Below are 19,875 nucleotides of genomic sequence, written 5' to 3'. Positions count from 1 at the left end.
AGCGCTTAGCCAAGCGAATGGATCACTTCGCCGGACGAATCGAGCGGTCGGGCCAGGCAATCGAGCGGTTACACGGTCGAATGGATCGCTCAGCGCCGCCAATATAATCGCCCTGCTGAAAAGGAGCGCCCGCGGGCGCTCCTTTCAATCTGCATCCACCTTCAGCAGCTGCATCTGCTCATTAAAAAAACTCCGGTACGACAAGTAGCCGAGGAGGACACTCGTCATCGCAGCCGTCGACAACAGCAAAAACACGATGAGCAGCTGGAACTGCACGGCCTGGATCGGGTCGGCGCCGGCGATGATCTGGCCGCTCATCATGCCAGGCAGCTGGACGAGTCCGATCGTCTTCTGGCTTTCGATCGTCGGGATCATGCTCGCCTGGATCGCCTTCAGCAGCTGCCGGTTGATGGACTGTTTCGGCGTACCGCCGAGCGACAGGATCAGTTCCGTCTGATCCCGGTGGCTTTCGATCTCCGAGGTGAACCGGTTCAAAAACAGGATGGCGAGCACCATCGAGTTGCCGATCACCATCCCGCTGATCGAGATGATATATTGCGCGGTCGCCGGAACGATGTGCAGCCCGAGCAGCACCCCTTGCGTGATCAGCTCGATTGCCGCAAACGTCACGAACAGCTTCCACGTGATACCCTTCACCGCTTTCCCTTTATGGCGCGCATTCTGCACAGCCGCCCCGATCATCAGCAGCACCATCAGGAGGATGAATACCGCATGCTCCGACTCGAAGACGAATTTCAGCACGAAGCCGACCGCAATCAGCTGGACGGCGGAGCGGATGGTCGCAATCAGCGTATCTTTCTCCAGTCCGAGATGCAGCGTCTTTGACAGCAGCAGCGGGATGAGCACGAAGATAAGCGTCAGGCTCAATGTCAGCCAGCTCATGCTTTTACCCCCTCTGCAAACTGTCGGACCGCCGCATCATCGGATGACCGGATGTCCGCTGCTGAACCTTCTGCCCGAATGACACCATCCGCCATCACCCAGAAATGCTCGCCGACCCGGAACGCCTGGTCAAGATTATGCGTGATCCATACAACCGTCACGGCCTGCTCCCGGTTCAGCCTGACGATCAATTCCTCGATCTCCTGCGAAGACTCTGGATCAAGGGATGCTGTGATCTCATCCAGCAACAGGATCTCCGACTCGTTCACCAGCGTCCGGGCGATAGATACTTTCTGGCGCTGCCCGCCCGACAGATTGCGGGCATCCTGTCCGAGTAGCTCATCCGGCAGTCCCACACGGTCCATCACCTCCGCCGCCTCTTGGTCAGACAGTTTCTTTCCCTGTAAAGTCATTGGCAATGCCAGATTATCCAGCACGGTACCGGCGATCATCGGGGAGTTCTGCAGTACAATTCCCGCCTGCCGACGCAGTGTGACCGGCGGCAGGTCCTGGATCGCCGCGTTCCCTATGTAAATTTGTCCTGCAGTCGGACTGATGAGCCCATTGCACAGCTTCAGCAAGGTCGTCTTACCTGCTCCGGACGGCCCGATCAGTGCTGTAATCTTTCCGGACGGTGCACATCCGGATGCTTGCCGGATAATTGGTTTGTCCTCTGTTTCAAACGTTACACCTGCCAGACGCAGGGCATTATCTGCCTGACTCATCTTTTCTTTCATCCTCAGTGGTCCCCCATCTCATTCAGTCATTACTGATTGCGCCTGTTAAAAACCCTTAAATAATAATTCAATCGGCCTATTGTATTCATACCTTTTCGATCAATAATCAAACAATAACATAGTTCACGGAAAAAGGAGTCTGACCCTTATGAAACTTCCGTTCTTGCACAAAAAACGGCGCAGTACCCCACCGCTTCTGATCGCTGCCAGTTTCCTGCTGACGATCTTGATAGGCACCATCCTGCTGAAACTGCCGGCAGCGACCACTGCACCGATCACCTGGACGGATGCGATGTTCACCGCTGCATCTGCCACAACGGTGACCGGTCTGTCGGTGTTTGATATCGCCTCCACCCTGACCCTGTTCGGCGAACTCGTCCTGCTGGCACTCATCCAGATCGGCGGCGTCGGCCTCATGGCGTTCGCCGTCGCTGTGCTCATCCTGCTCGGCCGGAAAGTCGGGATGAAAAACCGGCTGTTCCTGCAGGAATCGTTCAGCCAGCAGTCGATCGGCGGTACAGTCAAGTTCCTGCGCAGTATTTTCGCCTTCGTGTTCATCACGGAAGGGATCGCATTCATCCTGCTTTCCCTCGTCTGGGTGCCGAAGTTCGGCTGGACGCACGGTCTGTACTACAGTTTGTTCCATGTCGTTTCAGCATTCAACAATGCGGGGTTCTCCCTGTTCCCGGATAACCTGATCGGATTCGCAGGCGACTGGCCGGTGACGCTGATCATCTCCTCGCTGTTCATCATCGGAGGTCTCGGCTTCACGGTAGTGCTCGACCTGCTCACTGCTCGACGGGCGAGGGACTGGTCGCTCCATACGAAGATGATGGTCGCAGGTACACTGATCATGAATGCTGTCGCGATGATCATCTGGTTCCTGCTCGAATTCCATAATGCCAAAACGATCGGCGGGATGCCGGTCGGCGATCAGCTCCTGACGTCCTATTTCCAGGCGGTCACCCCGCGGACAGCCGGCTTCAACATGGTGCCGATCGGTGACATGACCGACAGTTCAATGCTGTTGACCCTTGCCCTGATGTTCATCGGCGGCGGAAGTGCTTCCACCGCTTCCGGTATCAAGCTGACGACATTCCTGGTGATCGTGCTTGCGACCATCGCCTATTTCCGCGGAACGAATGAGCCGCACCTGTTCAACCGCACCATCAAGACCGAGATCATCGTCAGGTCGCTTGCGATTGCCGCCATCAGTTCGATGGTCGTCTTCCTCGCATGCTTCCTGCTGACAGTGACCGAATCGTTCGGATTCCTGCCGCTCTTCATGGAAACCGTATCTGCCTTCGGCACGGTCGGCCTGTCCGTCGGGATTACAGGTGACCTGAGTCCAGCCGGTGAATGGATCATCAGCATTGTCATGTTCCTCGGCCGGATCGGTCCGCTGACACTGTTCTTCCTGCTGATCCGCCAAAAGAAAGAGACATTCCGCTACTCGTACGACCGCGTGCATACCGGATAACGTGAAAAGCTGCCGTTCCCTTGGCATGACAAGGAAATGGCAGCTTTTTATTGTTTTTGCGCGAGGGGAACACGGGCTGAAGGCATCGTTATGAGCACTTCGCCGCTATTTATGATCACTTTTGGACATTTATGATCACTCTGCAGGTTTTATGATCACATTCAGCGGTTTATGATCACTTTTCCAGGTTTATGATCATTTCCAGTGGTTTATGATCACTTTTGCCGTTTTATGAGCACTTCACCGACGGAAGCCTGTTGAACACCTTCACTGGATCTTCAGCAAGTCGAATGGCGTGATGATGCCGATCAATTCCTCGTCCGGCTTGGCGGTCTCGGTGATCAGCAAGGCCTCCAGCCGGGTGCCTTTCGTGATGGCGCGCTTGAAGTAGTCCTCTGCTTCGTATATGGACAAGTCCCGTCTGACAAATTCAAATGATTTTTTCCGTTTTTCATAGTTGTAGACGTCCGCCAATGTCGGTATTTCCCGGGAAATATCGCTTGCTGTCGAATGACCGGCAAACCAGTACGTAATGCCGGCAGCAGTGATCAGTCCCTGGAATTTACCTTGGTCGTAGAACGGCAGCTGACTGAACTTGTTCTCGTGCATGATCTTTAATGCGTCCGTCAGCTGATCGGATGCTTGCAGGGTGTGGACTTTGCAGCCGAACAAAGCGCCGACATTCAGCGGATTGCTGATCTTCTTGTCCAGCTCCTCGATTTTGTCGACGACGTCCTCATGCGGTTCGGCGATGACATAGTCGACCCCCGTCCGGTGATGGACGATGGCATTGCGCAGGTCACCGAACTCCCTCAGATCATCTTCGTTGTTCCGGACCACGGAATTCTTCACTTTCGCTTTATCGACCAGCCGGTAGAACGGCAGGTAACTGTTTTCTCCGACTTTCTTGACGAGTGCTTTCTCCAGCCGATTGTAGGCGGCGATAAAGCGTTCTGAGTTTTTTACAGACATACCAAGAATCAGCTCCTTTCGGCTAGTATACCCAACGGCCGGCCGAAACCCACAAAAAATCCGTCCCCCAAGAAGGAGACGGATCGGTATGCTGCTTATTCGCTGACGCCCATTTCATACAGACGAAGGTCTGAACCAGGGTCCATTGTGTAGTTAACCACACGATTGTTAACACCTGTTAATGCATAGCGGTAAACAGTCGGTGCAACTGGAACTTCATCAAACATGAGTTCCTGCCACTTGTCGTATACTTCTTTACGGTAGTCAAGGTCGAATGCTTTCTCCGATGTACCGTCTTTCAGGAGCTTATCGTTCTCTTCACTCGTCCAGCGAGTATAGTTGAACGATGCTTTACGGCCGTAGAGACCGGATGGGTCTGGGTCAGAACCAGTTCCCCAAGCGCCTTGGTAGATATCGATTTTCGGATCATCGTTTTCAACCATGTCATAGAATGCGTTGAAGTCATGCAGACGGCCGTCAACGAGCTCCACTTTCAAACCAACGTCAGCCCAATTCTGCATGTAGGCTTTCGCGATTGGCTCAGCTGTTTCGCCGCCTGACATGGAAGCGAAGTTGATGACCAATTTTTCACCGTTCTGGTCTTCACGGAAGCCGTCGCCATCCGTGTCTTTGAAGCCAGCGTCTTCAAGTAGCTGCTTCGCTTTTTCCGGATCATACGGACGTCCTTCGATGCTTTCATCGTGGAAACTTTCGAATACCGGGATGATTAATGATGTACCAGGGAAACGGAGACCGTGGTACAATTTCTCACCGATTGTTGCGTTGTCCATTGCATACCACATCGCCTGGCGCAATTCTTTGCTCGCCATTTTCGCATCAGGATCTGTTACGTTTTCTTTCTTTGCTGCATCCCACTTACCTTGTTTGAATCCAATGTATGTGTATGCATAGTCGATGTCTGCAAGCAATTCAATATTGTCTACGTCTTTAACTGTCAAGTACTGGTCAGCAGGGATGCTCGCAAGGTCGACATCGCCATTTTTCATAGACTCAACAATTGTCGCTGGGCTCACTACTTTTTGTACGATTGATTTAAGAGCTGGCTTGCCTCTCCAGTAATCGTCGTTACGAGAGTAAAGTACAGATTCCCCTGGTACGATCTTGTCGATCTTGTAAGGTCCGAAACCGATTGGGTTCACACGGATCTTATCAGAAGACTCGAGTTCTTTGATTGTCGTTTCACCAGTCATGATGTCGCCTACGTGATGACGCGGCGTTGCATATGACCAGAATCCGGAAAGGATGGATGGTGATGCTTCCGTGAAATGGAATTCCATATTCTTATCGTCAATGATTTTGATACCTGAGATTTCTTTTGTCTTGCCTTCGTGATATGCAGGCATGCCTTCTACGTTTTCAATGTTGAAGTCATAGCGGTTGCCTGCATAATCCGGATGGCCAAGAAGTTCATACGAGTAAAGAAGGTCTGTTGTTTTAACAGGCTCTCCATCATGCCAGTTGACATTGTCTTTGATTGTCAATTTCATTGTTTTGTTGTCTTCGGAAAGCTCATACGTGGCAGCTCCGTTGTTTGTGATCAGGTAGTCACCGTCTGTATCCAATAATCCTTCGTCGAAGTAGCCAAGGATTTCAGCATCATATGTGCCTGAGTAGAAGTTACGGTTCAGCGTTCCTTCGAACGGCTCAGCCGCTACCATGGCGATGGTCATTTCGCCGTCTTCCATCGGTTCTGCATCGTTGCTGACTTCAAGCGGGAAATCCAGTTCCGCTTTGTTGTCATCGCCCTTATCTGTTTCTGATGCATTGTCTTTGCCGCCGTCTTTCCCCTTGTCTTTGTTGCCGTCGGCCTTGTCATCTCCGCTGCACGCAGCAAGGAAAATACTGAGAACGAGCATCAGGCTTGCCAGAAGCATAAATCGTTTCTTCGTCAATTGTCTTACCTCCCCTTTTTTTTACGCCAATCTTTGTCTTGCATCCGACGCGCGTTTGATCGCTTGCCCGATGTAATTTATACACAGCATCATTACCAGGATCAGTAATGCTGCAGGTAACCAAACCCATGATTTGTTCACCACGACGTCAGGATTGGTTGCGAATGCAATCAGTGTCCCGAGTGATGGTGTACTGGCCGGCAGACCGAAGCCTAAGAAAGTCAATCCGGTTTCCAGGCCTATGTTGCCCGCCAAAGCCAGCGTCATATTGACGATGACAATGGAACTTAAATTGGGGAACATTTCAAAAAACATAATCTTCCAGCTCGGCGTGCCGAGTGTCTTGGATGCATTGATGTAATCCAGTTCCCGCTCAGCAAGACCTTTCGATCGGATGAGTCGCGCTTTTCCGAACCAGACGAACGCACTCATGATCAGTACAAACGTGAACACGGAGTAGTTCGGCACAATGACGACGAATACGATGATGAACATCGTGCTCGGGAGCACCATCAGGAAGTCGACAATCCGCATGATGACGTTATCCACCCAGCCGCCAAAGAAACCGGCGATCAGTCCGACTGTCAGTCCGAGTGCTCCTGCAATAAGAGTTACACCTAGAGCAATCGTGAAGGAGTTCCGTGTTCCGATCAGGAGCTGACCAAGTACATCTCTTCCCCCATCGTCTGTACCCAGAATATGTTCAGACGAAGGAGCTTCCCACGTTTCCAGGAAGTTGACCCGCTGCAGCTGCTCCTGATCGATGAACAGCGGAGATGCATAGGCCGTAATCAGAAGGGCTATCAAAAGAACCAATGAAACGAGCGCCAGTTTATCGTGTTTAATTTCCCGCCAAATTGTTTTCGCGAACGATGGGTTGTTCGCTTTCTCCTTGGCAATCAATTTTTTATCATCGAGCGTTACCATATGTGATTCCTCCTCATTCGCTTTTTCTATTCAATCCGGATTCGTGGGTCAATGATACTCAGGATAATATCCGAAAGCATTGTACCGACGATAACAGCAGCTCCTGAAATCATTACGATAGCTGTTGTTACCGTGAAGTCACGTCCTGTAATCGATTGAATGAAAAGCTGACCGAGGCCCGGGTAACTGAAAATCATTTCCAGGAAGATCGAACCGCCGATCAATCCTGTGATCTCATAGCCGAGGAATGCAGCAATCGGCAGCAGGGAATTCCGCAAAATATGACGCGTGTATACTTTGCCTTCCGGAACCCCTTTTGAACGGGCGGTTTTTACAAAGTCCTTCAATTTCGTGTCGATGATATCGTTCCGTAAATACTGGATCGTACCGAATGTCGCAAGCAATGCACCGGACATTCCCGGAAGGACAAGGTGCTTGAACTTACTGACGTAGTAGGCCCAGCTGCCTGCCTCCAGTCTGACATCCACACTGTTGCCGGTCGGGAACCAGCCGAGCAGGAAGCCGAACACATATAGCATGAGCAGAGCAAATACGAACAACGGTGTGGCGAACGAGAAGTAGTTGTACATGACAATCAGTTTATCGGCCCATGTATCGGTCCACCTGCCCGCGATAATGCCAAGTGGTATGGCGATGATATATGTCACAATCAGGATGAACAGCGCCAAGGTGACCGTATTAGCGACCCGCCCTGCCAGCAGTGATGTGACCGGCTGCTTGTGCGTGTAGCTGCTGCCTAGATCTCCTTTTACCGCTTTCCCGATCCAATGGCCGTACTGAACGTACCATGGGTCGTTCAGGCCGTATTCTTCCCGGATCTTTTCCACTTGTTCCGGTGTGACGTTCGGGTTCCCCATGAACGCTCCTGTGACCGCATCTCCCGGCATCTGCTTTGCCAGGATGAAGATGATCAGACTCAACAGGAACAGCTGGGGAATCATGACGAGTATCCGGCGAATCGCAAATTTGATCATCGGTTACATGCCCCCTTGCTGGATTGCAACAGAATGCGTCGGGGAGATCGGCTTCAGGTCGAACATCCGGCCATCCTTATCGAAATAGCTGTCGTACTCGGTACGGTAGGCAGCATTAATTTCACTTCGCATTTCCATCTTTTCGTATTTTTTCGCAGGATCCATTTCAGGGATCGCAGCGATGAGCCGCTTCGTATACAGATGTTGCGGATTGGAATAAACATCCTGTGCCGTTCCTTCTTCGACGAACCGGCCTTTGTACATGATGCCGATCCGGTCGCAGATGTGCTTGATGACCCCGAGGTCGTGGGAGATGAACAGGTACGTCAGTCCGAAGTCCTTCTGGATCTCCTGCATGAAGTTCAGCACTTGCGCCTGAACGGATACGTCCAAAGCCGAGACCGGTTCATCCGCAATGATCAGTTTTGGGTTGAGCATGAGCGCCCGGGCGATCCCGATCCGCTGCCGCTGCCCGCCAGAGAACTGGTGCGGGTATTTGTAGATCGATTCCGGACTCAGTCCGACCCGCTCGAGCATGTTCTGCACGCGGGTCAGTTCCTCTTTCGGTGAGAGCTTTTCGAAATTCCGCAGTGGCTCAGCAACCAGGTTCAAGACATTCTTACGGCCGTTGAGTGACGAATAGGGATCCTGGAAGATCATCTGAATATCCCGCATGTGCTTTCTGCGTTCATGCCCGCTCATTGTCGCCAGGTTCTCTCCGTTAAAGAGCACTTCACCGTCTGTCACTTTGTTCAGTCCGATGATAGCGCGTCCGGTTGTCGTCTTGCCGCAGCCCGACTCTCCGACGAGTCCGTACGTTTCGCCCGGCTCAAGTTCGAAACTCACGCCGTCTACCGCACGCACCTGATCGACAACGGAACGGAAGAAGCCTCCGCGGATCGGGAAATGGACTTTCAGGTCTTTTACATTAAGTAGTGACATAGTCTTTATCCTCCACTCGTTCTTCCGTGAAGTGGAAGTCTTTGTAGCACGTGCAGCGTACATAATGACCTGGCTCCACTTCATGGAGCGTCGGGTGTGCTTCGTGGGCTTCCGCCGGGATCCAGGGAATCCGCGGCGCGAACCGACACCCTTCCCTGTCCAGATTCTGGATTGACGGGACAATCCCTTCGATTACGTGCAGCTCTTCCTTATCCGACATGTTGGAAGGGATCGAGTTCAGCAATGATCGGGTATAAGGATGCAGCGGGTTTTTGAAAAGCAGATTGACATCTGCATATTCGACGAACTCCCCTGCATACATGACGGCGACACGGTCCGCCATCTCTGCGACGACGCCCAGGTCGTGCGTGATGAGGATGATGCCCGAGTCCGTGATGCGCTGCAGTTCTTTCATAAGGTCCATGATCTGTGCCTGTATAGTTACGTCAAGAGCTGTCGTCGGCTCATCGGCGATCAGCATGACCGGGTTGCAGGCAAGCGCGATCGCGATAACAACCCGCTGCCGCATACCGCCCGACAGCTCGTGCGGGTACTGCTTGTAGATGCGGTTGACATCTTTGATGCCGACTTGCTCAAGCAGTTCGAGCACCCGTTTCTTTTTGGCTGATTTCGATAACTTCATATGGTAGTCCATCGGCTCTTCGATCTGCCGGCCGATCGTTGCAAGCGGGTTCAGAGCTGTCATCGGATCTTGGAAGATCATGCCCAGGTCCTTGCCGCGTATTTTGTTCAGTTTTTCGACAGGCATCCCGATCAGGTTCTGCCCTTTCAGATTCGCTTGACCTTCCAGTTTTGTCGTCTTCGCATTATGAAGACCCATGATGGAGAGCGCCAGTGCACTCTTTCCGCATCCCGATTCACCGACGATCGCCACGACTTCATTTTTATGGACGGTGAGTGAGACGCCATCCACAGCTGCGTAATAGTTTCCCTTGATGTTGAATGATGTTCGCAGATTCTCAATTTCCAAAACTGACTCAGCCAACGCGGTTCCTCCTTGCCTAGCGCACTTCCCAAAAAGTGAATTGAGGGAAATTTAATTTTCAGACTTTAAAATCTTTTGTTAACTATACTACACTGCTTTTCTATTGGCAATAGTGTTTTTTCAGAATATCAAATACACTGATTATTTCAAAGGTGACAAAATCATGACAACCCTTGTAACAAAGGGAATCCTTTCCCTAATTGGTCTTCAAAAAAGTTTACGTACAAGAAGAAGGCCCGCCGTTTTCATCTTCCTACGTCAGTCGGTTTCCTGGGGTTTTTCATCCAGCACAAAGAGACGGTCCCCAGTAACTAGAAACCGCTCCTCGTTCTGTCTTTATGTTTGCCGACATTTCGCGACACGAATATACAGTATGCAATAACAAATCAGGCCTCGGATGTCGAAAGTGTTTCGATACAGACCGTAATGCCCCTCACCAGTTCCTGAAGCGGCCATCCCGGAATCTTGCCATGCTGCATGGCCAGCTCGAAGGAAGCGGGTATATGGAGGAATCCGCACGGCATATCCGGGTTGTTAAGGGCCGCCCAATGGAGGCCGGCATACATGACGTTGTTGCATAAGTAGAGGCCGGCGGTATTCGAGATATCTGCCGGCAGGCCTGCTTCCTTCAGACGGTTCACCATAGCACGGGTCGGCAATGTCGAGAAGTATGCCGGCGGTCCGTCTGCTTCGATCGGCTCATCGACCGGGCGGTGCCCTTCATTATCCGGCTCACCGTCCTTAACATTGAGCGCAACCCGCTCCGGGGTTAGCTTCTGTCTGCCGCCGGCAAGGCCGAGGGACAGGACGGCATCCGGCTTTTCTTCAGCAATATAGGCCAGCAGCTCGCCGGCGGACCGATTGAAATCGACGGGCAAAATCTTTCCGCAGATGGCATAGTCCCCGATTGTGGTGCCGTCAAGCTGTTCCACGACTTGCATCGTCGGATTCTGCGGGTAATCCAGAAACGGCTCGAATCCGGTAAGTAACAGTTTTTTCATCAGTCTAGTCCCCTTCACTGCGCGGATACGGTTTCCCTTTTCTGTTTCGCCATGACTTCCTCATCATGGAGATGGCAGGCGACGAAATGGCCTTCATCCTTTTCAAGCCACTTCGGCTTCTTGGCTGCACAGACGTCCATCGCATATGGACACCTTGTCCGGAACACACAGCCTGACGGCGGGTCGATCGGACTCGGCAGTTCCCCTTCCAGCAGAATCCGTTCCCGTGACTCCTCAATATCCGGATCCGGAATCGGAATGGCGGACAGCAGCGCTTCCGTATACGGATGAAGCGGTTTTCCATACAGCTGGTCGCTCGTCGTCAATTCCACGAGATGCCCCAGATACATGACGCCGATCCGGTCCGAGATATACTTGACCATCGACAGGTCGTGGGCGATGAACAGATAGGTCAGGCCTTTCTCCCGCTGCAGCCGCTGGAACAACTTCACGACTTGCGCCTGCACGGATACGTCCAGTGCGGAAATCGGTTCGTCCGCAATGATGAATTCAGGATCGAGCGCCAGCGCCCGGGCGATGCCGATCCGCTGCCGCTGCCCGCCGGAGAATTCGTGCGGGTAGCGGTTGGCGTGATCCCGGTTCAGCCCGACGTCTTCAAGCAGTTCGTTCACACGCTCACGCAGTTCTTTTTTGCTTTTGAACATTCCGTGGATCTCCATCGGTTCCGCGATGATTTCGAAGACGGTCGAACGGGGGTTCAGCGACGCATAGGGGTCCTGGAACACCATCTGCATCTTTTTCAGGAAGTCTTTCCGGTCTTTGCCGGCCATCTTGTGGATGTCCTGTCCTTCATAAAGAACTTCCCCATCTGTATTATTATACAATCCGAGTATCGTACGGCCGGCTGTCGACTTGCCGCAGCCCGACTCCCCGACCAGACCGAACGTCTCGCCTTTGCGGACTTCGAAGCTGAGCCCGTCCACCGCTTTCAATGTTTTCCCTTTGCCTACGTCAAAATGCCGTTTCAGATTGTTCACCGACAGCACTACAGGCTGGTTGTTTGTCATCCGAGTTCCTCCTCTTTGTCTGTGGCTCTAAGCTGGAATTTTGAAGAAGGATCGATCCATATGCCGAGGCCCGGCTGATCCGGGAGCCGCACAGTCTGACCTGAATACTCGACACCCCCCGTGATCGGGCTGCCGCTCAGCATGAGCGGGGCATCGAAATCCACGCGGGTCACGTTCTTCTGGCTGGCCGCGAAATGGGCAGCCGCAGAGATGCCGAGTTTCGTTTCGATCATGCTGCCGGTCATGCACTCCACGCCGAAACTCTCGGCAAGTGCATTGATCTTCAAGGCTTCGTGGATACCGCCGCATTTCATGAGCTTGATGTTGATGAGATCGGCAGCACCGGCCTGCAGGACACGCACAGCATCCCGTGCGGAGAATACGCTTTCGTCCGCCATGATCGGCGTCAGTGTATGCTTCGTGACATACGCGAGCCCCTCGACGTCGTCTGCATGGACGGGCTGTTCGATCAGTTCGATGGCAAGCCCCGCGTCTTCCATGACCGCGATGGTGCGCACGGCTTCTTTCGGTTTCCAGCCCTGGTTGGCATCCAGCCGGATTTTTACGGAACCCCCGACCGTTTTGCGGATCGCTTTCACGCGCTCGATATCGAGTGCAGGTGAACCTGTGCCGACTTTTACCTTCAGTGTCGTGAAGCCGTCGTCCACGTATCGTCCGGCGTCCTCTGCCATCTCCTCAGGTGCGTTCACGCTGACTGTGAAGTTCGAATCCAATTCGTTCGTGAAACCGCCGAGCAGCTGATACAGCGGAAGATCCGCCTGCTTGCCGAGCAGATCATGGACCGCCATGTCGACCGCTGCTTTGGCGCTCGTATTCCGGATGAGGGAGCTATGTAGGATCGTAAAGATTTCTGCACGGCTGCGGATATCAAGACCGATCAATTTCGGGGCGATGATCTCTTCGATTGCATAGGTGACACTGGCCATCGAGTCGCCGGTGATGACATGTGTCGGCGGTGCTTCGCCAAAGCCTGTCTCTCCGCTGTCTGCCGTAATCCGGACATAGACGGAATACGCTGTATGTACCGTGCGCAAGGCCGTTTTGAATGGCTTGATGAGTGGGACTGCCACAGTGAAGCAGTCGATCGATTGAATTTTCATCAGGTACACTTCCTTTCTCTCCGGGTCTGCGTGGGGAAACAAGAAAAACTGTGTGCGGCGATCGTTCGGCGCACACAGTTCTCCAAATTATTCTTTGTCAGCGTACTTCAAGTCAAGGTAGCCGACCGGGTGACGGAGGATCCCTGTAACGCCAGGCTTTTCAAGGGTCGCCTGGTTGTAATAGTAGACCGGGAACACTGGCATTTCATCCATCAGCATCTTGTCCGCCTGCTGCAGCAGTGTCCAGCGTTTGTTTGCATCTGTTTCGTTCTTGATGTCTTCGATCAGTTTGTCATAGTCTTTGTTGGACCATGTCGTCCGGTTCATGGATGAATCGGTGATGAAGCTCTCCAGCGCATTCACCGGGTCTGCATAATCATACAGGAATGATGAACGGGACAGCTGGTACTTATGTTCTTTCTGGTCAGCGAGGAACACGCTGGCTTCGACGTTCTGCAGCTCCACATCGACACCGAGATTCTCTTTGAACATCGACTGGAGGGCCACTGCAATCTTCTGGTGTGCTTCGTTTGTCGAATACGTCAGTGTCACTTTCGGAAGTTCACTGTACCCTTCTTCTTTCATGCCTTCTTCCAGCAATTTCTTGGCGTTTTCCGGATCGAAGGAGATCAAATCGCCGGCATCTTCGCGGAACTCATTGCCATCCGGTCCGATGAATCCGTACGATACGAATCCGTGTGCCGGCTTCTCACCATTCTTCGTGACGAACTCGACGATATCTTCCTGATTCACCGCTTCCCCGAATGCGCGGCGGATCTTTGTATTCGTGAACGGTTCCATGGATGTGTTGAAACGGAAGAAGTAGACGCCCGCCTGGTCTTCCACTTTCACTTCCGGATTGTCTTTCAGGTCTTCCGCGATCTCGGATGGGACGTCTGTGCTGTCCAGTTCATCCGATTTGTACATCTGGTAAGCCGTTGTCGAGTCACTGACCATTTCCCAGTTGACTTTGTCCAATTTCACGTTGTCTGCATCCCAGTAGTTTTCGTTCTTTTCGAAGACGAATTTCACATCATGATCCCATGACGCGAGTTTGAACGGTCCGTTTGAAACGAACGAATCGGCTTCCGTGAACCATTTCGGATTGTCTTCCGCTACTTTTTCATTGATCGGGAAGAAGCTCGGGTTCGTGATGATATTGAGGAACGCTTCGTTTGGCGCGTCGAGCGTGACAACGAATGTCTTCTCGTCTTTCGCTTCGATGCCGATGTCTTCCGGCGTGCCTTCCCCGTTGTTATACGCCTCTGCACCTTTGATGAAGTACGCGAGGAACGCAGCAGGAGACGCGGTTTCCGGATCGAGCATATGCTTCCAGGCGTAGACGAAGTCGTTCGCCGTCACCGGGTCGCCGTTCGACCATTTTGCATCGTCGCGGATTGTGAATGTATACGTCAGACCGTCTTCGGAGACGTCGATCTTCTCTGCAGTCGCTTCTTCCGCCTGGTGGTCTTTGTTCAGGCGCGTAAGCCCTTCCATCAGGTTGTTCAGCGCGCTCCAGGAGACTGCGTTGAACCCGACGGACGGATCGAACGATGTCGGCTCTTCCCCGTTGTTCAAGTAAAGCACTTTTTCACCGGACGCTTCCTTCTTATCGCCGTCTTTCCCGTCGGATGTTTCGGTGCCGGAACCGGTATCGGTCTTCTTGCCGGCATCCTCGTTCGCTGTACAAGCGGCGAGAACAACAATCAATGCCGTGAACAGGATGAATTTGATCCACTTCTTCAATTTGACTTCCCCCTTTTTATGGTCAATCATGTAGTGCCATCAAGCAAATACAGCTTTTGCCCGCGGATCCTGGAGCCAGCAGTCGACGGTATGCTCTTCCGTCAGGACGGTCGTCTCCGGATAGACCTGTTCGCACACGTCCATGGCGAACGGGCAGCGTGCTGCAAACGGGCAGCCTTGCGGCGGTGCAAAGAGATCCGGCGGTGTCCCGTCGATCGGCTGCAGCTCCTCTTCCTGCAGGTCGAGACGCGGCACCGAGTTCAGCAGGCCCTGCGTATATGGATGCTGCGGGTCATAGAAGATCTCCCGCTTGTTCCCGATTTCGATGATCTTGCCGGCATACATGACGGCGATCCGGTCCGCAATCTTCGCGACGACGCCGAGGTCATGGGTGATGAGGATGATCGCCACACCGGTCTTGCGCTGGATTTCCGCGAACAGCTCGAGGATCTGCGCCTGGATGGTCACGTCGAGCGCCGTTGTCGGTTCATCCGCGATGAGCAGCTGCGGTTCGCAGATAAGTGCGATGGCGATGACGATCCGCTGACGCATCCCGCCTGAAAACTGGTGCGGATACTGCTTCAGCCGTTCTTCCGGATTCGGGATGCCGACCAGTTCCAGCATCTCGACCGCTTTCCGTTTCGCTTCCGCTTTGGAAACCTTAAGATGGGTGCGCAGCCCTTCCATGAGCTGTTCGCCGATCTTCAGTGTCGGGTTGAGTGCGGTCATCGGATCCTGAAAGATCATCGAAATGTCCACGCCCTGGATATCCCGCAGTGCTTTCTTCGACAGCTTCGTCATATCCTTGTCTTTGAACAGCACCTGACCGTTCCGGATCCTGCCGGGCGGCTGTGGGATGAGCCCCATGATCGTATTGGCGGTGACACTCTTGCCGCAGCCCGATTCGCCGACGACCGCAAGTGTCTCACCTTTGTACAGGTCGAACGTGACGCCGCGGATCGCCTGCACTTCCCCGCCGAATGTCTTGAATGATACTTCGAGGTCACGGACGGACAGGATCGTTTCCTGCCTGTCCGATTTAGTGTTTCCGTCTGTGGCTGTGCGCTGTCCGGCATGCCGTTCCGTCTGTTGCGGGGCTTCTGCCAAACCGGATGCTGCTGCCAGCTGATGTCCTGTCATTTCCATTACCCCCTCAATTTCGGATCGAGCGCATCCTGCATCCCATCGCCGAGCACGTTAAAGGCGAACATCGTCACGGAGATGAAGAGCGCAGGGAAGAACAGCCGCCACCAGTCACCCGACAGGATGACCGGAAGCGCGTCGTTCGCCATGACACCCCAGCTCGCGTACGGTGCCTGGATGCCGAGGCCGAGGAAACTCAGGAACGCTTCGGCGAATATGGCGCTCGGCACGGTGAGGGTCATCTGGACGATGATCGGCCCCATCGTGTTCGGGAGCAGGTTTTTTCGTATGATCCTCGGCGTCTCTGCACCGAATGATTTTGACGCGGTGACGAATTCATAGTTTTTGATCTGTAACACTTGTCCGCGGACAATCCTCGCCATTCCGACCCAGCCGGTGATCGTCAGGGCCACAATGATCGTTGTCAGACTCGGCCCCATGACCACCATGAGCAGGATGACGACGAGCAGGTGCGGCAGGCCGTACAGCACTTCGATGACACGCATCATCGCGGAATCCGTGCGTCCGCCCTTGTAACCGCTGACGCCGCCGTAGATGATGCCGATGAAGAAGTCGATCAGTGCCGCCATGACACCGACGAACAGGGAGATGCGCGCACCGTACCATGTGCGGGTGAACACATCGCGGCCCATTTCATCCGTGCCGAACCAGTGGGCCGCACTCGGCGCGAGGTTCTGGCTGCGCAGATCGGTCGCCGTCACTTCATACGGCGACAGGATCGGTCCGAAGATCGCCATGAACGTCAGCAGGATCAGGAACACGAGACCGCTCATTGCGAGCTTATTCTTCCGCAGCCGGCGCCAGGCGTCTTTCCAATAGGACAGCGACGGCCGTACGACAGCTTCCGCCTGTTCGGTATCCTCTTCTTTTTTGCGGAACCACTCATCGGGTACCGTCAGTCGTGGATCTTTTGCGACCATTACACTTCACCTTCCTTTTTGTGAAGCTTGATACGCGGATCCAGGAAACCGTACAGGATATCGACGACGAACAGCATGAAGACTAAAAATGCGCTGTAAAACACTGTCGATCCCATGATGACCGGGTAATCACGGTTGTTGATGCTCTCCACAAAGTATTTCCCCATGCCGGGAATCGCGAATATCTTTTCGATGACGAATGTACCGGTCAGGATACCGGCAAGCATCGTCCCCATGATCGTGACAACCGGCATGAGCGCATTGCGCAGGGCATGCCGGGCGACGATGCGGATCGGTGTCAGCCCTTTCGCGCGCGCCATCTTGATGTAATCCTGCGTCAGCACTTCCAGCATGCTGGCACGTGTCAGACGCGCGATGATCGCTGTTGGGCCTGTAGCCAGTGCGATCACCGGCAGGATCATATGCTTCGGACTGCTCCACGTTGCGGGCGGCAGCAAGCCCCAGTTGACGGCCACCTGCTGGATGAGCAGGGTGGCCAGCACGAAGTTCGGGATGGATATCCCGATGACGGCGAATGTCATTGCTCCATAATCGATGATGCCGTTATGCCTGAGCGCCGCGAATGTCCCGAGGATGATCCCCGAGATCACCGCGACAATCATCGTTGCAATCCCCAGTTCAAAGGAGATCGGGAACCCTCTCGACAGAAGCGTGTTCACGGTCTCGTTCGGTTTCTTGATGGACGGGCCATAGTCGAACGTGACAATGGACTTCAGGTAGTTCAGATACTGGATCGGCATCGGCTGGTCCAGCTTGTAGAATTTCTCCAGGTTCGCCTGGATCGTCGGGTTCGACGTCCGTTCTTCATCGAACGGGGAGCCCGGAATCGCCCGCATCAGTACAAATGTCAGCGTGGCAATAATCAGTATGGTGACAATCATCATGATGAAACGCTTCAATATGTATAGCGGCACTCTCGTTCCCCCTTAACAAAATGTCGTCTGCATCGCAAGCTCGGTCATGACGAGCATCGCTCTGTAGGCGTCGATAATATCCTTGGCTTCATACCGGACAATGGTGGTCCCTTCCTCGATTTCACAGCCAGGCATCAATGCGGCCCATTCGGCTTCCCCGTAATTGGTGAATTCGATCCTCATGACGGGATGATCGGGAGGTGTCAGCGGCTTGATGGATTCCCTGTTCTTCAGGGCCTGTTCCATCCGCTCCTGCAGCAGTGCCTGGGCTTTTTCGGGGTGAAGTGTCCGGACAGAGGATCGGGAAATGGAGTATTTCACCGGAGCAGTGACGACATTCGGAATCAATGCTTCCGCTTCCCGGCAGGCACCGTCGTCCCCTGCCACCATCAGGACAGGTACGCCGTAATAACCGGCGACGTACGCGTTGAATCCGAGTTCCCCAACCGCCATCTCGTTGATGTAAATATTACGGACGCCGAAAATCATCGTATGGCTCATGACACCCGGCTGGCCTGCACGCGCATGATAGCCTGCAAATACTGCTCCTGTATAGGAGCTGTCCAGCGATTGAACCATTGAAAGCGGTTTCATACTGCCCATAATCAGTTCTGCATCCGGGTGGAGCTCCTCGATCATCAGATTATTCATCTTTGAGTGGCTGTCATTGATGAGCACTTCCTGGGCCCCGTTTTCAAATGCGGCAGCTGCAATTGCATTCGCTTCCTGTGTCATGATCCTCCGGGCCCGTTCGTAGTTGTGCCGATGAGAGTCCACGTATGACTCGTCCGGAAGCCCTGTAATCCCTTCCATGTCCACTGATACAAAAATTTTCATAAGAACCCTACCTTCTAGTCGACAGAAAAATCTGTCGGTTGTATTATTATCTAACAATACCAAACTATTATTCAAATAACAAGATAATTTAGTATAATGGATCTACTCAAATATTTTTTTATGGCATGATTAACTGATAGGAAGCAGGGATCTGTTATGGGAAAATGGCTGATGATTGCAGGGATCGGTGCCATTGCGGCCGCTCTGCTGTATGCTGGGTTTTTCGGTTTGGATGAGGGACGGCCCACTTGGGTGTATCAGCTGCAGGATGCCTCCGTGGACGAACTTGTGACCCTGCCCGTCGAGTATGCTGTCATGGACCGTACAAAAGACGGGGCCGTGCCTTATACTCGCCGGGAAATCGAGCGGATCCGCCAATCGGGTGCAGAACCGATCGCGTATTTGAGCATCGGTGAGGCGAGCAGTTATCTGCCGTACTGGAAAAATGAATGGGGACAGGAGAAGAACGGGAAGCTGACCATCACGCCGGCCGCGCCTGAATGGGCCGGGTCTATCGCGAATCCTGAATGGCCGGAAAGCATAAAGGTGCGCTATTGGACTCCTGCCTGGCAGCAGATCGTCACGTCTGAATTGAAAAAGATCCAGGAGACCGGGTTCAGCGGTGTCTATCTGGATATTATCGATGCTTATGAATATTGGGGGAATGATGGAGTATATGGCGGAGGAAAAGAAGGTCGCCTGCATACCGATCCTGCAACCAGAGAAGAGGCGGCGGACCGGATGATCCAGTTTGTCCGGAGCCTGTCCGCCATAGCGAAAGATACGGACCCCGGATTTCTGATCATCCCTCAGAATGGGGAGGAGCTGATCGGGATGGCTGCTGGTGATGCATACCTGAATGCGGTTGATGGTATCGGAGTAGAGGATGTGTGGTATGACGGGAAACGGAAAAACGCTGAATCCGCAATCGCCGGACGACTGGCCTGGCTGGACCGCTTCACGGAACAAGGGAAGATTGTCCTGTCCGTCGATTATACGTCCGGCTTCCGGGCACAGCAGTACTATCAGCTTTGCCGGCGGGAAAAATTCTATTGCTATGCGGCGGATCCGGACCGTTCGCTGTCTGAGGCGACTGGATTCGGACGGAACAAAAACCAGTAGATCGAATAATGTATTTTAATCTGAAACTTTAATCTTAAATAATAACTATTGACTTTGCCTTTTAATTTCCGTATGCTCAGTTTGCATTTGATTTTTCCTAAAGACTCTGCTAGAGTCTTTCTCCTT

The 19,875-nt window shown here is 53.1% G+C and carries 18 protein-coding genes; 2 read left to right on the top strand and 16 right to left on the bottom strand.

The window, feature by feature from the left end; genetic code table 11:
- Positions 1 to 144: 144 nt before the first annotated feature.
- Positions 145 to 903 (bottom strand): ABC transporter permease, encoded by a 759-nt coding sequence (locus QWT68_RS12735; protein WP_290148589.1) that lies wholly within the window; start codon positions 901 to 903, stop codon positions 145 to 147.
- Positions 900 to 1,628 carry an ABC transporter ATP-binding protein gene (locus tag QWT68_RS12730; RefSeq protein ID WP_290148588.1) on the bottom strand — a complete coding sequence of 243 codons (729 nt, stop codon included), beginning with the start codon at positions 1,626 to 1,628 and terminating at the stop codon, positions 900 to 902. The genes QWT68_RS12735 and QWT68_RS12730 overlap by 4 nt, the downstream gene beginning before the upstream one ends.
- Positions 1,629 to 1,779: 151 nt before the next feature.
- Here QWT68_RS12730 and QWT68_RS12725 point away from each other — a divergent pair, with 151 nt between their 5' ends.
- Positions 1,780 to 3,120: a TrkH family potassium uptake protein gene (locus tag QWT68_RS12725; protein WP_425313918.1), complete on the top strand. Its 1,341-nt coding sequence runs from the start codon at positions 1,780 to 1,782 to the stop codon at positions 3,118 to 3,120.
- Between the two features lie 267 nt (positions 3,121 to 3,387).
- On the opposite strand, the gene QWT68_RS12720 is transcribed toward QWT68_RS12725, so the two are convergent.
- The 14 genes from QWT68_RS12720 to QWT68_RS12655 form a co-directional block, all read right to left on the bottom strand.
- Positions 3,388 to 4,092, bottom strand: coding sequence for a CBS domain-containing protein (locus tag QWT68_RS12720; protein WP_040285388.1), 705 nt, complete (start codon positions 4,090 to 4,092; stop codon positions 3,388 to 3,390).
- A 95-nt stretch (positions 4,093 to 4,187) separates the two neighbouring features.
- Entirely contained in the window at positions 4,188 to 6,005 is a 1,818-nt protein-coding gene (opp4A, locus tag QWT68_RS12715; protein WP_431312207.1) for an oligopeptide ABC transporter substrate-binding protein, read from the bottom strand.
- Positions 6,006 to 6,026: 21 nt separating this feature from the next.
- On the bottom strand, positions 6,027 to 6,932 hold the full coding sequence (locus QWT68_RS12710; protein ID WP_040285387.1) for an ABC transporter permease: 906 nt from the start codon (positions 6,930 to 6,932) through the stop codon (positions 6,027 to 6,029).
- Positions 6,933 to 6,958: 26 nt separating this feature from the next.
- Entirely contained in the window at positions 6,959 to 7,927 is a 969-nt protein-coding gene (opp4B, locus tag QWT68_RS12705; RefSeq protein ID WP_040285386.1) for an oligopeptide ABC transporter permease, read from the bottom strand.
- A gap of 3 nt (positions 7,928 to 7,930) precedes the next feature.
- On the bottom strand, positions 7,931 to 8,869 hold the full coding sequence (locus QWT68_RS12700; protein ID WP_040285385.1) for an ABC transporter ATP-binding protein: 939 nt from the start codon (positions 8,867 to 8,869) through the stop codon (positions 7,931 to 7,933).
- Positions 8,856 to 9,875 (bottom strand): ABC transporter ATP-binding protein, encoded by a 1,020-nt coding sequence (locus QWT68_RS12695; protein ID WP_290148587.1) that lies wholly within the window; start codon positions 9,873 to 9,875, stop codon positions 8,856 to 8,858. The genes QWT68_RS12700 and QWT68_RS12695 overlap by 14 nt, the downstream gene beginning before the upstream one ends.
- Before the next feature lie 386 nt (positions 9,876 to 10,261).
- Positions 10,262 to 10,876: a pyroglutamyl-peptidase I gene (pcp, locus tag QWT68_RS12690; protein ID WP_040285383.1), complete on the bottom strand. Its 615-nt coding sequence runs from the start codon at positions 10,874 to 10,876 to the stop codon at positions 10,262 to 10,264.
- 14 nt (positions 10,877 to 10,890) lie between these two features.
- Positions 10,891 to 11,904, bottom strand: a complete 1,014-nt coding sequence (locus QWT68_RS12685; protein ID WP_040285382.1) for an ABC transporter ATP-binding protein — start codon at positions 11,902 to 11,904, stop codon at positions 10,891 to 10,893.
- Entirely contained in the window at positions 11,901 to 13,025 is a 1,125-nt protein-coding gene (locus QWT68_RS12680; RefSeq protein WP_052461652.1) for a mandelate racemase/muconate lactonizing enzyme family protein, read from the bottom strand. The genes QWT68_RS12685 and QWT68_RS12680 overlap by 4 nt, the downstream gene beginning before the upstream one ends.
- 87 nt (positions 13,026 to 13,112) lie before the next feature.
- Entirely contained in the window at positions 13,113 to 14,771 is a 1,659-nt protein-coding gene (locus QWT68_RS12675) for a peptide ABC transporter substrate-binding protein (RefSeq protein WP_040285381.1), read from the bottom strand.
- A 39-nt stretch (positions 14,772 to 14,810) separates the two neighbouring features.
- Positions 14,811 to 15,911: an ABC transporter ATP-binding protein gene (locus tag QWT68_RS12670; RefSeq protein WP_290148586.1), complete on the bottom strand. Its 1,101-nt coding sequence runs from the start codon at positions 15,909 to 15,911 to the stop codon at positions 14,811 to 14,813.
- Positions 15,912 to 15,916: 5 nt separating this feature from the next.
- The gene (locus QWT68_RS12665) at positions 15,917 to 16,855 is read right to left on the bottom strand and encodes an ABC transporter permease (protein ID WP_290148585.1); all 939 of its coding nucleotides are present in this window, start codon (positions 16,853 to 16,855) and stop codon (positions 15,917 to 15,919) included.
- The gene (locus tag QWT68_RS12660) at positions 16,855 to 17,790 is read right to left on the bottom strand and encodes an ABC transporter permease (protein ID WP_098060103.1); all 936 of its coding nucleotides are present in this window, start codon (positions 17,788 to 17,790) and stop codon (positions 16,855 to 16,857) included. Before QWT68_RS12660 ends, QWT68_RS12665 begins: the two co-directional genes overlap by 1 nt.
- A gap of 12 nt (positions 17,791 to 17,802) precedes the next feature.
- Positions 17,803 to 18,627 carry a M55 family metallopeptidase gene (locus tag QWT68_RS12655; protein ID WP_290148584.1) on the bottom strand — a complete coding sequence of 275 codons (825 nt, stop codon included), beginning with the start codon at positions 18,625 to 18,627 and terminating at the stop codon, positions 17,803 to 17,805.
- A 156-nt stretch (positions 18,628 to 18,783) separates the two neighbouring features.
- Here QWT68_RS12655 and QWT68_RS12650 point away from each other — a divergent pair, with 156 nt between their 5' ends.
- A complete protein-coding gene (locus tag QWT68_RS12650; protein WP_052461651.1) occupies positions 18,784 to 19,749 on the top strand; it encodes an MJ1477/TM1410 family putative glycoside hydrolase in 966 nt (321 codons plus the stop codon).
- Positions 19,750 to 19,875: the final 126 nt, after the last annotated feature.

It is taken from the genome of Sporosarcina trichiuri (assembly GCF_030406775.1).
GTDB lineage: Bacteria > Bacillota > Bacilli > Bacillales_A > Planococcaceae > Sporosarcina > Sporosarcina trichiuri.
The sequence above is the reverse complement of the archived record's forward strand: the minus strand, read 5'-3'. Positions and strand labels throughout refer to the sequence as shown.

Bases quoted from the DNA above. Each gene is read 5' to 3' on its own strand.
- QWT68_RS12680 (WP_052461652.1), bottom strand. From the start codon at position 13,025: ATGAAAATTCAATCGATCGACTGCTTCACTGTGGCAGTCCCACTCATC.
- QWT68_RS12650 (WP_052461651.1), top strand. From the start codon at position 18,784: ATGGGAAAATGGCTGATGATTGCAGGGATCGGTGCCATTGCGGCCGCT.
- QWT68_RS12655 (WP_290148584.1), bottom strand. From the start codon at position 18,627: ATGAAAATTTTTGTATCAGTGGACATGGAAGGGATTACAGGGCTTCCG.
- QWT68_RS12665 (WP_290148585.1), bottom strand. From the start codon at position 16,855: ATGGTCGCAAAAGATCCACGACTGACGGTACCCGATGAGTGGTTCCGC.
- pcp (WP_040285383.1), bottom strand. From the start codon at position 10,876: ATGAAAAAACTGTTACTTACCGGATTCGAGCCGTTTCTGGATTACCCG.
- QWT68_RS12670 (WP_290148586.1), bottom strand. From the start codon at position 15,911: ATGACAGGACATCAGCTGGCAGCAGCATCCGGTTTGGCAGAAGCCCCG.
- QWT68_RS12720 (WP_040285388.1), bottom strand. From the start codon at position 4,092: ATGTCTGTAAAAAACTCAGAACGCTTTATCGCCGCCTACAATCGGCTG.
- opp4B (WP_040285386.1), bottom strand. From the start codon at position 7,927: ATGATCAAATTTGCGATTCGCCGGATACTCGTCATGATTCCCCAGCTG.
- QWT68_RS12700 (WP_040285385.1), bottom strand. From the start codon at position 8,869: ATGTCACTACTTAATGTAAAAGACCTGAAAGTCCATTTCCCGATCCGC.
- QWT68_RS12735 (WP_290148589.1), bottom strand. From the start codon at position 903: ATGAGCTGGCTGACATTGAGCCTGACGCTTATCTTCGTGCTCATCCCG.
- QWT68_RS12685 (WP_040285382.1), bottom strand. From the start codon at position 11,904: ATGACAAACAACCAGCCTGTAGTGCTGTCGGTGAACAATCTGAAACGG.
- QWT68_RS12730 (WP_290148588.1), bottom strand. From the start codon at position 1,628: ATGAGTCAGGCAGATAATGCCCTGCGTCTGGCAGGTGTAACGTTTGAA.
- QWT68_RS12710 (WP_040285387.1), bottom strand. From the start codon at position 6,932: ATGGTAACGCTCGATGATAAAAAATTGATTGCCAAGGAGAAAGCGAAC.